Below are 11,072 nucleotides of genomic sequence, written 5' to 3'. Positions count from 1 at the left end.
CGCGTCGATACGATCCAGATGGCGTTCGAGGCGGCGGCGGCCGGGCTCGGCGTCGCCATCGGCCGGCGGCCGTTGGTCGGGCAGGATCTCGACGCCGGAACCCTGGTCGAGGCCGGGCTGCCGGAGATCGAGGCGGAGACCGCCTATTGGCTGGTCGGCGCCGAGGGGGCGGAGCGCCGGCCGGACCTGCTGGGCTTCCGGCGCTGGCTGCTGGGCGAGGTCGAGGCTTCCGGCTCAGATGAGGCCGCGCCGGAGCGCCGCTCCGCCCAGACCCACAGGAACGGGTGAAGATCCTTCACCCACCGTCGAAACCTTCTCTTTTGCCGGCCATTCCCGCCGTTGCCATTGTGGGGCCGGGCGAGGAGGGCCCGGACGATGGTGGCGACGGACAGCAGGCGGATCGCATCCCCGGCGGTGCGGATCGGGGCGGTTATCCTGGCGGGGGCCCTGATCATGAGCGCCGCGATGGGCGCCCGGCAGACCTTCGGCCTGTTCATCGGGCCGTTCTCCTTCGATCGCGGCCTGCCGGTGACGCTGACCGCCTTCGCCATCGCCTTGCACAACCTGGTCTGGGGCTTCACCCAGCCCTTCGCCGGTGCCGCCGCCGACCGCTGGGGCTCGCCCCCGGTGGTGGCCTTTGGCGCGGTGGCCTTCGCCGCCGGGCTGGTGCTGACCGCTTTCGCCTCGTCGGGCGTGCTGCTGGTGGTCGGCCTCGGTCTGCTGGTCGGGATCGGCATCAGCTGCACCACCTTCGGCGTGGTGCTGACCGCGCTGGGCCGCGCCGCGCCGCCGGAGAAGCGCAGCATGGCGATGGGCCTGGCCAGCGCCGGCGGGTCGCTCGGCCAGGTGGCGCTGGTGCCGGTGGCCCAGTGGATCACGAACGCCTCGGGCACGGCTGCGTCGTTGCTGGTGCTGGCCGCCTGCCTGCTGGCGGTGGCGCCGCTCGGGCTGTTTCTCGACAAGGGCGGACGGGCCGGCGCGCCGGCGGCGCAGCAGGCCGAGCCGGCGATGCCGCTGCGGGCGGCGGTGGCGCAGGCGCTGGGTCATCGCGGCTACCGGCTGCTGACGCTCGGCTTCTTCACCTGCGGCTTCCAGCTCGCCTTCATCGGCACGCATCTGCCGAACTACCTGCTGCTGTGCCACATGCCGGTGGGGCTGGGCGCCACGGCGCTGGCGCTGGTCGGCCTGTTCAACATGGCCGGCAGCTGGGCCTGCGGCTGGCTCGGCGGGCGCTATCGCCAGCAGCAGGTGCTGGGCTGGCTGTACCTGATCCGCGGCGCCGCTATCGCCGCCTTCTTCCTGGCGCCGAAGAGCGAGGCGTCGGTGGTGGTCTTCGCCGCGGTGATGGGGCTGACCTGGCTGGGCACCGTGCCGCTGACCAGCGGGCTGGTGGCCAAGGTGTTCGGCGTGCGCCATCTGGGCACGCTGTTCGGCGTCTGCTTCCTCAGCCACCAGATGGGGTCGTTCCTCGGCGCCTGGGCCGGCGGCTATGTCTTCGACGTCACCGGCTCCTACTCCCTGATCTGGATCGCCACCGCGATCGCGGGGTTGGTGGCGGCGCTGCTGCACTTCCCGATCGATGACAGGCCGGCGGTGGTCGCCACCCCGGCGCGGGCGACGGCCTAGAATTCCTCATCCAGCAGCGGCCGCTTCTTCTTCCGCTTCGGCCCGGTCCAGACCACGCCGGGGAAGCCCTTCAACGGCCGCAGCGGCTCGCCGCGATACGTCCATTCCTGCGCCTGCTCGATGCCGATATGGTACAGCGGCTCACGGCCGGTGCGGGTTTCGAACAAAGCGCGCGGGATGTTAACCATCTGCGACGCATGCGGCCGCTCATACAGCACCGGCGTGCCGCAATGGCGGCAGAAACTGCGGATGCGCCCGGTCTCCTCCTCGGTGAAGCGGGTGAGGGCGGACTCGCCCTTGACGATCCGCACCCGGCTGCGCCAGCACCCGACATAGGTTGCGTAGGCGGCGCCATGCGCCATCCGGCTGTTGCGGGAATGGTCGTGCCAGGCCCAGCGCGCCGGCACGCCGATCTCCACCCGCACCCGGCCGCACAGGCACCGGCCTTCCGATGTCTCCGCCGGCGCCGTCCGCACTTTGTTTCCGACCGTCGTCTTCGTCATTCCCGCCTCGCTGCTCGTTGCGCGCCATTCTACAGGCGATGGCTGTCAGCGGTTGTCAGGTATCGGGGATGACGCCGGCCGCAGCTACCCCTATGGTCGGGCCGGCACCATGGACGAACGGGCGAAGGCACGATGGCGAAGCCGGTCACGATCTACGGCATCAAGAACTGCGACACGATGAAGAAGGCGCGGGCCTGGCTCGACGGCCACGGCGTCGCCTATGCCTTCCACGACTACAAGGCCGCCGGCATCGACCGCGCCACGCTCGAGGGCTGGGCAAAGAAGGCCGGCTGGGAGGTGCTGCTGAACCGCTCCGGCACCACCTTCCGCAAGCTGCCGGACGCCGCCCGCGAGGGCCTGACCGAGGCCAAGGCGATCGCGCTGATGCTCGACCAGCCCTCGATGATCAAGCGGCCGGTCCTCGACATCGGCGGCACGCTCCTGGTCGGCTTCAAGCCGGAGCAGTACGAGGCCGCGCTCCCGGGGCGCTGAACCCCTGCGACGGCAGTCGGACGGCCCGGTCTAGAATCCGCGGATCAGGGGTGAGACAAAAATCTCTCTCCGCCCGTTTCTCCTCCAACAGCCTCACTGATGGAGGGAAGCAATGCTCGAAGAGCTGGTGATGTTCGCGGGGACGCAGGCGGTGGTGTTCGTGGCGACGGCGCTGGTGTTCAGCGGCCCGGACCCGGTCGAGGACGAGGAGGACATCGCCCGCGATGAACGCGCCGAGGAAGCCCGGGCCTGGCGCAGGGCGGCGCCGCGACCGCGCAAGGTGACCCGATCTGTCTGAACCGCGCCCCTCGGACTATCGCGCCGGCTTGATCTGCGGCAGGTCCCGCGTGAACGGGTGGAAGCCCACCCCGTAATACAGGTCTCGGGCGGCCGGATGCGCCGGCGCGCCCAGGCAGGCGACCAGCATCCGGGTCGCGCCGGCCGCCTTGGCGAGGCGCATGCCGTGCAGCTGCAGCGCGGTGCCGAGGCCCCGACGCCGGAAATCGCGATGCGTGCCGACCGGCTCGAACTCGGCAGTCCGCGTCGCCTCGTCCAGCCAGATGATCGCGGTCGCGGCCAGCGTGCCGTCGGGCGCCGCGACCAGCGGATGCAGGTCGGCCCGGTACGGCCAGGTCCGCCGCACCCGCTCGAACGCCGCCACGGTGAAGCCGGACGGGTGCCAGGCATCCCGATGCGCCCGGACCGCTTCCTCCGCCGGCATGTCCGCGGCCGACAGGAAGCGGAAGCCCTCGGGCAGTACCGGATCCGGCACCTCCGTCAGCTCCCGCGCGTTGAACTGCACCCAGGACCCGTCATCCGCGCCGGCTTCCGTGTCGAATGCATAGCCATGCGCGGTGACGATGGCCCGGGCCCGGACATCGCCGGACTGGACCGTCAGCGACCGGTCGGCGCCGGCCGCGGCGCCGTCGTACCATTCCAGGATCTCGGCCAGCAGCTCCGGCCGGTCCGGATGGGTCTGCCAGATCAAATTGGCGGTCCCGGCCTCGCGGAACGATCCGTCGCCGCGCGGCACCCGGTAGGGCAGATGCGCCCATCCCCACGCGGCCAGCCGGCCGTCGGCGAACCACAGCCGGTGCCGCCAGAACCGGCCGAGCGCGTCGACATCCTTGGCCCAGACCCAGGCCAGCTCGCCGACGCTGGCATCGCCGTTCACCAGCTCCGGCCGCTGCGCCATGACCTGCTGGGCCAGGCCCTGCATCAGCCGGAGTTCGTTCTCGCCGAGAGTGTCCATGCGGCACCTTGACGAGGCCGGGTCGTGCTGTCGAGGGGATGCGGCCAAGGCGGTGCGGACAGGCGATGCGCCTCACGCCGCCTTCCATTTGATCGAGCAGCCCATCGACGGCACCTGGTCGGCGGGGGCCCGGCCGGTCTCGGCGATCTGCAGCATCGCCTCGACCAGCTCGCGTCGGGCATGCGGCGATGGCGGGGCGGTGCGGCCCTCGTCGAGCCGGCCGCGGTACTTCAGCCGGCGCTGCGCGTCGTAGCCGAAGAAATCCGGGGTGCAGACGGCGCCATAGGCGCGCGCCACCGATTGGTCCTCGTCATGCAGATAGGGGAAGGGCAGGTCGTGCGCCTCGTCGAATTCCTTCATCTGCGCGAAGCCATCCTCCGGATAGGCCACGGCGTCGTTCGAGCAGATCGCGGCGAAGCCGATGCCCTCGGACAGCAGCGTCATGGCGTCGTCCACGAGGCGATCGATCACCGCCTTCACATAGGGGCAGTGGTTGCAGATGAAGACGATCACCGTGCCGCGCGGCCCGGCGACATCGTCCAGGGAATAGGTCCGGCCGTCGGTGCCGGGCAGGCTGAAGCCGGGGGCCGGCAGGTCGAGGGCAAGGGGCGGGGGCGTCGTGGCCATGGCGCGCATCCTTCGCTGCGGGATCCGGCCCCAGTCTACCCGTAAGCCGGGATCGACTGCAGCCGACATGCATCTTGGTGACGTCGCTTCCGACCGAAGCTCATCGTGCCGGCGGATCCGTCGCTTCCTGCGGCAGGCCGGCGCGGGCAAGGCCGTCGAGATAGCGGCGCAGCAGGTCCGGCTCGAAATAATGCAGGGCGTCGGCCACATTCGACAGGGCGATGCCGGGCCTGGAGGCCGTGAACTGCGCCAGCGCCGCGCGGGCGGGCTCGATCTGCCTGGCATGCGCCAGGAAGGTGGCGAGATCGCGGAACATCCAGGTGGCCTGGGGCTTCTGATGCAGCGCCTTGCGCGTCCAGCCGGCCGCCTCCTCCGGGCGCCCTTCCGCAAAGGCGGCCAGGCCCAGGCCGATGAAGCAGTTGAAGCTGAACGGGTCGAGCGGGCTCAAGCGGATCGCCCGCTCGAAGCACGGGCGGCCTGCGGACGGGTTGCCGCGATAGACGTGCAGGAAACCGCGGCGGGTCCAGGCCCAGGCGTGGTTCGGGTCGAGCGCCAGCGCGCGATCGACGAACTGCTCGGCCCGGCCGATGTCGCCGAACAGCAGCATGGTCGCCGTGGCCAGGGCGCTCAGCGCCGTCGCGTCATCCTGCGCCCCTTCCGAGGCCTGCTTGATCAGGAGGTCACCCGCCGTCCGTTCCGCCGCGTAGTCGGCGGCCCAGTTGTAGGTGACCTGCTGCCCATGGGCCCAGGCGGCCAGCGCGGCGGCGCGGCTGTAGTCCGGATCCAGCCGCAGCGCATCCTGCAGCAGCCGGATCGCCTCGGCATTCTCCGGCTTGCGATGGGCCCAGAGATGCGGCAGGGCCTGCAGCATCAGGTCGTAGGCGGCCAGGCTCTCGGGCCGCTTGCCTAGCGCCAGCGCGATCTCGGCCGCGCGGATCGATGGATGCAGTTCGCCGGCGACGCCTTCGGCGATGCGGTCCTGCAGGTCGAAGACGTCTTCGGCCGTGCCGTCGAACCGTCCGGACCACAGCTGGCGCGCGCTGGCCGCATCGACCAGCCGCGCCGAGATCCGCACCCGTTTGCCGGATGTCCGCACGCTGCCCTCGAGCACGTAGCGGACCTTGAAGGTGCGGGCGATCTCGCGCGGGTCCAGGGGGCGTCCGGCGGCCCGGTACGCCACGGCCGAATGGCGCGCGATGACGGTGAAATCCCGGATCCGGGAGAGGGTCGCGGTGATCTCCTCCACCGCGCCGTCGGCGAGGGTGGAGGCGGCAGGATCCCCGGACAGGTTCTCGAAGGGCAGGACGACGATCGAGGGCAGGTCCTCCTCGCCGTCCTCCGCCCCGGCGATGTCGCGGTTCACGGCGGCGGCGCTCTCGATATCGCCGCCGGAAGGACGCCAGACCCAGATTTCCATCGGGCCGCCCATGTCCTTCAGGGTCTTCATTTCCTGGACGAACGGTGCCGACAGCGCCTTGCCGAGCTGCCAGCGCACGGAATGGGTGATGGCGATGCCTCCCGGCGGCGCGGCCTGCTGCAGGCGGACGACGAAGGCGACGGCCGCCCCGAACCTGTCCTCGCCTTCGACGAAGACATCCGCGAGCGCGATGCCGGCCCGCACCTGCATGGGCCGCCTGGGCTTCTGCGCGTTGCGGATCACCATGGCCTTCTGGAAGTCTACCGTCCAGCACACGGCATCCTCGATGTTCGAGAACTCGATCAGCACGCCGTCGCCCATGGTCTTGAAGACATGGCCGTGCCGGGCCCGCAGTGGCGCGCCCAGCAGATCCCGGCGGATCGCGGCGAGAGCCGCGAGGGTGCCGCGCTCGTCCTCTTGGACCAGGCGCGTGAAGCCGGCCACATCGAGCGACACGATCACGGTCAGCCGACGCTGGGGATGCATTGCAGAACCCTCCGGCAGCTCAACCAGCTTGGCGCCTGCTCGCCGATCCCGCAACGCCGTAGGTCCGGCGCGGCGCTGCAGTGCACTCATCCTTTCGGCGTAGCCCCGGCATGCCCCTTGGGGCGGGCAGGGCGACGGCCGCTACATGTGCCAGCCGTGCTTCGGCTCGGCCGTCAGAGGGTCGTAGTGCTGGTCGACCAGGTCGATCAGCGCGCCGACGGTGAAGACCGAGGCCAGGTCGTCGCGCGGGATGTCCGCGCCCAGTGCCTGCTCGATGTCCCAGGCCAATCGGGTGACGTCGGCCGGGGCGAGGCCGAGATCCTCCAGCAGCCGGTCGTCCGATGCGATGGAGCGGGCCGCCGGCGTCGCAGCGCGCAGCACCCGCAACACCTCGGCCTCCACCCGGTCGCGGCCGCTCACGGCAGCGGCTCCAGCGACCCGAGCAGGGTCGGCAGCAGCTCGGACACCGTGGGATGGATCGGCATCGACCGCTGCATCACGTCGTAGGGCGCCTTGGCGTACATCAGGTCCAGCAGGCCGTGCACCACCTCGTCGCCGCCGGTGCCGAGGATGGCGGCGCCGAGGATCTGCCGGGTGCCGGCGTCGACCACCACCTTCATGAAGCCTTCGGTCTCGCCCTTCTCGACGGCGCGGCCGACCCGGGTCATCGGCCGCTTGGCCACCAGCAGGCGGCGGCCGGAGCGGCGCGCCCCCGCCTCGGTCATGCCGGCGCGGCCCAGCGGCGGGTCGGTGTAGAGGGCGTAGGCCGTGATCCGGTCGCTGACCCGGCGGGTGTCGCCATCTAGCAGGTTGGCGGCGACGATCTCGAAGTCGTTATAGGCGGTGTGGGTGAAGGCGCCGCGGCCGTTGCAGTCGCCCAGCGCCCAGATGCTGGGCACGCTGGTCTGCAGCGCGTCATCGACGGTGATGTAGCCCCGCTCGTCGGTGGCCACGCCAGCCGCCTCCAGCCCCAGGTCGTGGGTGTTCGGCTGCCGGCCGACCGCCAGCAGCAGGTGCGACCCCCGGACCACCGGAGCACCGGCGGTGCAGTCGACCGTCACCGCCACGCCGTCGCCGTCCGGCGCCACGCTCAGGCATTTGGCGTTGGTGCGGAGGACGATGCCCTCCTTCTCCAGGAAGTCGGCGACGGCGTCGGAGACGTCCTCGTCCTCCCGCCCGATCAGCCGCAGGCCCTGCTCGATGATGGTGACCCGGCTGCCGAAGCGGCGGAACATCTGGCCGAATTCGAGGCCGATATAGGAGCCGCCAACGATCACCAGATGCTCCGGCAGCGTGTCCAGATCCATCATGGTGCTGTTGGTCAGGAACGGCACGTCGCGGATCCCCGGCATTGGCGGCACCGCGGCCCGGCCGCCGACATTCAGGAAGATCCGCTCCGCGGTCAGGGTCTCGTCGCCGACCTGCACGGTCTTCGGCCCGGTCAGCCGGGCATGGCCCTGGATCACGGTGCCGTTCTCCAGGCCGCGCATCCAGCCCTCGACGCCGATGCGGGACTGGCCGGAGACGCCGTCCTTGCGCGCCTTGACCTGCTTCATGTCGACCGTGGCCGGGCCGGGCAGCACCACGCCGAATTCGGCCGCGCGCTGCGCCATGCGGGCGGCATAGGCGCTGGCGACCATGGTCTTGGTCGGGATGCAGCCGGTGTTGACGCAGGTGCCGCCGAAGCGCGCCCGCTCGATCACCGCGACGCGCTGGCCGGCGCGGCTCAGCCGGTCCGCCAGCGCCGGTCCGGCTTGGCCCGTGCCGATGATGATGGCGTCATAGCTGGTCATCGCCGCCTCCCTGTCTGCCGGGAGAGAGGATAACGCATCCGGGCCGGCGGAGACGGGATCTCTCGCACCGTCCGCCGATATTGAATTTTTATGACGATCCGTGGCGTTTCGCTATGATGTAGAGGCCCAAGAGCGAAGGAGGCATGCCATGGCCAAGGGTCAAATGCGCAAGCCGAAGGAAGCCAAGAAGCCGAAGAAGGACGCCGCCCTGAAGAAGGGCGCCGCGACCTCGGCTTCGGCGCTGAAGAAGGCCTGACATCCGGCGCCGGCCGGGTCTCTCAGGGATCCGGCCGGCACGGGCTTCGCTCAACCTCCTAGAAACCGCTCCAGCAGCCGCCGTGCCGCGGCGGTCGGCAACAGGCGGCCGGCGGCGACCTCGGCCTCCAGGCCGGGCAGGGCGGCGGCCACGGCGGGATGGCCGCGCAGCGCGTCCAGGAGGCCGTCGCCGAGTTCGCGCCACAGCCAGGACCGGGCCTGCTCGGCGCGGCGCTCGGCCAGGGCTTTGCCCATCCGCGCGCGGAACTGCCCGATCGTGTCCCAGACCGCATCGATGCCGCGGTTTTCCAGCGCCGAGCATTGCAGCACCGGTGGGGTCCAGCCGCCGCTGCCGCGCAGCAGCGCCAGGGCGTGGCGGTACTCGGCGGCGGCGTGGTTGGCGGCGCCCTTCTGGTCGCCATCGGCCTTGTTCACCACCAGGATGTCGGCGACCTCGACGATGCCGCGCTTGATGCCCTGCAGCTCGTCGCCGGCGCCGGGCAGCAGCAGCAGCAGGAACACGTCGACCATCTGCGCCACCGCGGTCTCGGACTGGCCGACGCCGACGGTCTCGACGATCACCACGTCATAGCCGGCGGCCTCGCACAGCAGCAGGGTCTCGCGGGTGCGCCGCGCCACCCCGCCCAGCGTGCTGCCGGCCGGGGAGGGGCGGATGAAGGCGGCCGGGTCGCGGGTCAGCAGCTCCATCCGCGTCTTGTCGCCGAGGATCGAGCCGCCGGAGCGCTGCGAGGACGGGTCGACCGCCAGCACGGCGACGCGGTGGCTCCGGCCGGTCAGATGCAGGCCGAACGCCTCGATGAAGGTCGACTTACCGACGCCGGGCGGGCCGGAGATGCCGATGCGGACGGAGCCGCCGGCGGCTGGGGCCAGCGCCTCCAACAGCGCCTCGGCTTTCTCGCGGTGGTCGGCGCGGCGGGATTCGACCAGGGTGATGGCGCGGGCCAGGGCGCGGCGGTCGCCGTCCCGGATCTGCGTCGCCATGGCCTCGATCGTCTCCGCCGTCACCCGCCGGACCTCTGTGCCGATTCTGCCCGGGAAGGCTAGGCGATTTGGCCGGGCGTGCCTATTCGGAGGATGGCGAGGCATCGTCCAGGGCGCCGGCCAAGCGCAGCGTCAGCCAGAAGGCCAGGGCCCCGGAGGCGCCAAGGGTTCCGAACAGACCCACAAGGTCGAGGTGATCCGGCCAAACGCCGACAGGCGCGATGAGCACGGCAACCGGGATCGCGCCGATCAGGAATCCCGTTGCGACGGCGAGGCCGGGCCTCTGCCAGCGCTTGGCCCGGTAGAGGAGTGCGATCGGCAGGCCGAGGACAAGCCCATGGGCAAGCGCGACGGTGAATGCGAAGAGCCACAGTCTCGCGAGTTCCGGGCCGCGTGCTATCATCGTGATCACGCTGGCAGGCACCAATGCGCTGAGAAGACTAGCCGCGATCCAGGCAAACGGCATGGCGTTCTCCAGCCTTCAGATCAGCCCGCAGCTGGCTGCGGCCCCACCCGCAGCAGCCCCGGCCGCGGCGGCAGGTCAGCGGGCTGCTTTAGGTCGCGGACCAGGCCGAGCCGCTCCAGCCCGCGCAGCAGCCACCAGCCGGGATCGGCCTGGCCGGGCTCGACGCCCAGACGGGCCGAATCCGGGAAGGCGTGGTGGTTGCCGTGCCAGGACTCGCCGAAGGTGACCAGGCTGCACCAGCGGATGTTGTAGCCCTGCACTGCCACGCCCTCGATCCGCCACCCCTGGTCGCCGCGCCGATGGGCGAAGTGCCCGACCAGCCAGTGCCCGGTCAGCGACACCGCCACCCGCATCGGCACGCCCCAGACCAGCCAGGGCAGGCCGCCGACGCTCCAGAACAGCAGGGCCCAGGGCAGCTGCTGCAGCATCCAGCTGCGCTCCAGGAACCGGTAGAAGCGGTCGTTCAGCACCCGGTTCTCCGGGGCGAAGTGGGGCGGGCGGTCGAGCACCAGCCGGCAATGCATCTGCCACCAGGCGTCGCGCAGCAGCCCGGCGCGATGGGCGTGCAGGTCATGGCATTCCGTCTGGCGCTGCGCCCAGTCGCGGGTGTCGTGCAGCCGCATCATGCCGATCGGCCCGGCCATGCCGACCAGGGTGCCGAGATAGACCAGCAGATGCTCGAGCCACAGCGGCGCCGAGAAGCTGCGATGGATCAGCAGCCGGTGCATGCCGACGGAATGGCCGGCGCAGATGGTCACGGCGGTGGTGGCGACGAACAGCGCCACGGCGCTCCAGCTGGTGGCGAAGGGGGCGAGGCCGAGCGCTGCCACGGTCATGCCGCCGGTCCACAGCGACCGGGCCGGCGCCCATTCCACCCGGCCCCGCACGGCGCTGGTGTCGGGGTCGGCGATCATCCGCGCGGTGGAGAGGCAGGGCATCGGATCCTCCGTCAGGGTTGCGCCGCGCGGCGAGGTTCAGTATTTAGGTATTTACCTAACTATGAGGTAGCGATATCTGTCAATGGTTAGTTAACTACCTAAATGATGGCGCCGCCGTGGCGGCAGGATGGACCATGCAGCGTGTCTTCGAAGCCCTGGCCTCGGCCCCCCGGCGCAAGATCCTCGCCTATCTCAACGAAGGCGAACTCACCGCC

13 protein-coding genes are annotated in these 11,072 nt (G+C 70.8%); 4 read left to right on the top strand and 9 right to left on the bottom strand.

Annotated features, from left to right (window positions below):
* Positions 1–288: LysR substrate-binding domain-containing protein (locus ABDW35_RS22555; protein ID WP_343716130.1), on the top strand; the 288-nt coding region annotated here is incomplete at its 5' end.
* An 87-nt stretch (positions 289–375) separates the two neighbouring features.
* On the top strand, positions 376–1,626 hold the full coding sequence (locus ABDW35_RS22550) for an MFS transporter (RefSeq protein ID WP_343716129.1): 1,251 nt from the start codon (positions 376–378) through the stop codon (positions 1,624–1,626).
* Here the strand turns inward: ABDW35_RS22550 and ABDW35_RS22545 are convergent.
* Positions 1,623–2,129, bottom strand: a complete 507-nt coding sequence (locus ABDW35_RS22545) for a GFA family protein (RefSeq protein ID WP_343716128.1) — start codon at positions 2,127–2,129, stop codon at positions 1,623–1,625. The two genes, ABDW35_RS22550 and ABDW35_RS22545, sit on opposite strands and share 4 nt — an antisense overlap.
* A gap of 132 nt (positions 2,130–2,261) precedes the next feature.
* Here ABDW35_RS22545 and ABDW35_RS22540 point away from each other — a divergent pair, with 132 nt between their 5' ends.
* Both ABDW35_RS22540 and ABDW35_RS22535 read left to right on the top strand, forming a co-directional pair.
* Entirely contained in the window at positions 2,262–2,621 is a 360-nt protein-coding gene (locus ABDW35_RS22540) for an ArsC family reductase (RefSeq protein ID WP_343716127.1), read from the top strand.
* Positions 2,622–2,733: 112 nt separating this feature from the next.
* Entirely contained in the window at positions 2,734–2,919 is a 186-nt protein-coding gene (locus ABDW35_RS22535) for a hypothetical protein (RefSeq protein ID WP_343716126.1), read from the top strand.
* Positions 2,920–2,934: 15 nt separating this feature from the next.
* Here the strand turns inward: ABDW35_RS22535 and ABDW35_RS22530 are convergent, their stop codons facing one another.
* From ABDW35_RS22530 to ABDW35_RS22495, 8 genes are all read right to left on the bottom strand, one after another.
* Positions 2,935–3,873 carry a GNAT family N-acetyltransferase gene (locus tag ABDW35_RS22530; RefSeq protein ID WP_343716125.1) on the bottom strand — a complete coding sequence of 313 codons (939 nt, stop codon included), beginning with the start codon at positions 3,871–3,873 and terminating at the stop codon, positions 2,935–2,937.
* 72 nt (positions 3,874–3,945) lie between these two features.
* The gene (locus ABDW35_RS22525) at positions 3,946–4,500 is read right to left on the bottom strand and encodes a thioredoxin family protein (RefSeq protein WP_343716124.1); all 555 of its coding nucleotides are present in this window, start codon (positions 4,498–4,500) and stop codon (positions 3,946–3,948) included.
* 100 nt (positions 4,501–4,600) lie between these two features.
* Positions 4,601–6,403 carry a tetratricopeptide repeat protein gene (locus ABDW35_RS22520; RefSeq protein ID WP_343716123.1) on the bottom strand — a complete coding sequence of 601 codons (1,803 nt, stop codon included), beginning with the start codon at positions 6,401–6,403 and terminating at the stop codon, positions 4,601–4,603.
* 141 nt (positions 6,404–6,544) lie between these two features.
* Positions 6,545–6,823 carry an acyl carrier protein gene (locus ABDW35_RS22515; protein WP_343716122.1) on the bottom strand — a complete coding sequence of 93 codons (279 nt, stop codon included), beginning with the start codon at positions 6,821–6,823 and terminating at the stop codon, positions 6,545–6,547.
* The gene (locus tag ABDW35_RS22510) at positions 6,820–8,196 is read right to left on the bottom strand and encodes an FAD-containing oxidoreductase (RefSeq protein ID WP_343716121.1); all 1,377 of its coding nucleotides are present in this window, start codon (positions 8,194–8,196) and stop codon (positions 6,820–6,822) included. The genes ABDW35_RS22515 and ABDW35_RS22510 overlap by 4 nt, the downstream gene beginning before the upstream one ends.
* A gap of 306 nt (positions 8,197–8,502) precedes the next feature.
* The gene (gene meaB / locus ABDW35_RS22505; RefSeq protein ID WP_343716120.1) at positions 8,503–9,477 is read right to left on the bottom strand and encodes a methylmalonyl Co-A mutase-associated GTPase MeaB; all 975 of its coding nucleotides are present in this window, start codon (positions 9,475–9,477) and stop codon (positions 8,503–8,505) included.
* A gap of 58 nt (positions 9,478–9,535) precedes the next feature.
* Complete coding sequence (locus tag ABDW35_RS22500; RefSeq protein ID WP_343716119.1) at positions 9,536–9,919, bottom strand: hypothetical protein; 384 nt, start codon at positions 9,917–9,919, stop codon at positions 9,536–9,538.
* A 20-nt stretch (positions 9,920–9,939) separates the two neighbouring features.
* Entirely contained in the window at positions 9,940–10,857 is a 918-nt protein-coding gene (locus ABDW35_RS22495; protein WP_343716118.1) for an acyl-CoA desaturase, read from the bottom strand.
* Positions 10,858–11,072 lie beyond the last annotated feature (215 nt).

It is taken from the genome of Inquilinus sp., from assembly GCF_039594555.1.
In the GTDB taxonomy this organism is placed as follows: Bacteria; Pseudomonadota; Alphaproteobacteria; order DSM-16000; family Inquilinaceae; genus Inquilinus.
The sequence above is the reverse complement of the archived record's forward strand: the minus strand, read 5'-3'. Positions and strand labels throughout refer to the sequence as shown.

Coding starts and splice junctions, on each gene's coding strand:
- ABDW35_RS22545 (WP_343716128.1), bottom strand. CDS start 2,129: ATGACGAAGACGACGGTCGGAAACAAAGTGCGGACGGCGCCGGCGGAG.
- ABDW35_RS22495 (WP_343716118.1), bottom strand. CDS start 10,857: ATGCCCTGCCTCTCCACCGCGCGGATGATCGCCGACCCCGACACCAGC.
- ABDW35_RS22530 (WP_343716125.1), bottom strand. CDS start 3,873: ATGGACACTCTCGGCGAGAACGAACTCCGGCTGATGCAGGGCCTGGCC.
- ABDW35_RS22535 (WP_343716126.1), top strand. CDS start 2,734: ATGCTCGAAGAGCTGGTGATGTTCGCGGGGACGCAGGCGGTGGTGTTC.
- ABDW35_RS22510 (WP_343716121.1), bottom strand. CDS start 8,196: ATGACCAGCTATGACGCCATCATCATCGGCACGGGCCAAGCCGGACCG.
- ABDW35_RS22550 (WP_343716129.1), top strand. CDS start 376: ATGGTGGCGACGGACAGCAGGCGGATCGCATCCCCGGCGGTGCGGATC.
- ABDW35_RS22500 (WP_343716119.1), bottom strand. CDS start 9,919: ATGCCGTTTGCCTGGATCGCGGCTAGTCTTCTCAGCGCATTGGTGCCT.
- ABDW35_RS22525 (WP_343716124.1), bottom strand. CDS start 4,500: ATGGCCACGACGCCCCCGCCCCTTGCCCTCGACCTGCCGGCCCCCGGC.
- ABDW35_RS22540 (WP_343716127.1), top strand. CDS start 2,262: ATGGCGAAGCCGGTCACGATCTACGGCATCAAGAACTGCGACACGATG.
- ABDW35_RS22520 (WP_343716123.1), bottom strand. CDS start 6,403: ATGCATCCCCAGCGTCGGCTGACCGTGATCGTGTCGCTCGATGTGGCC.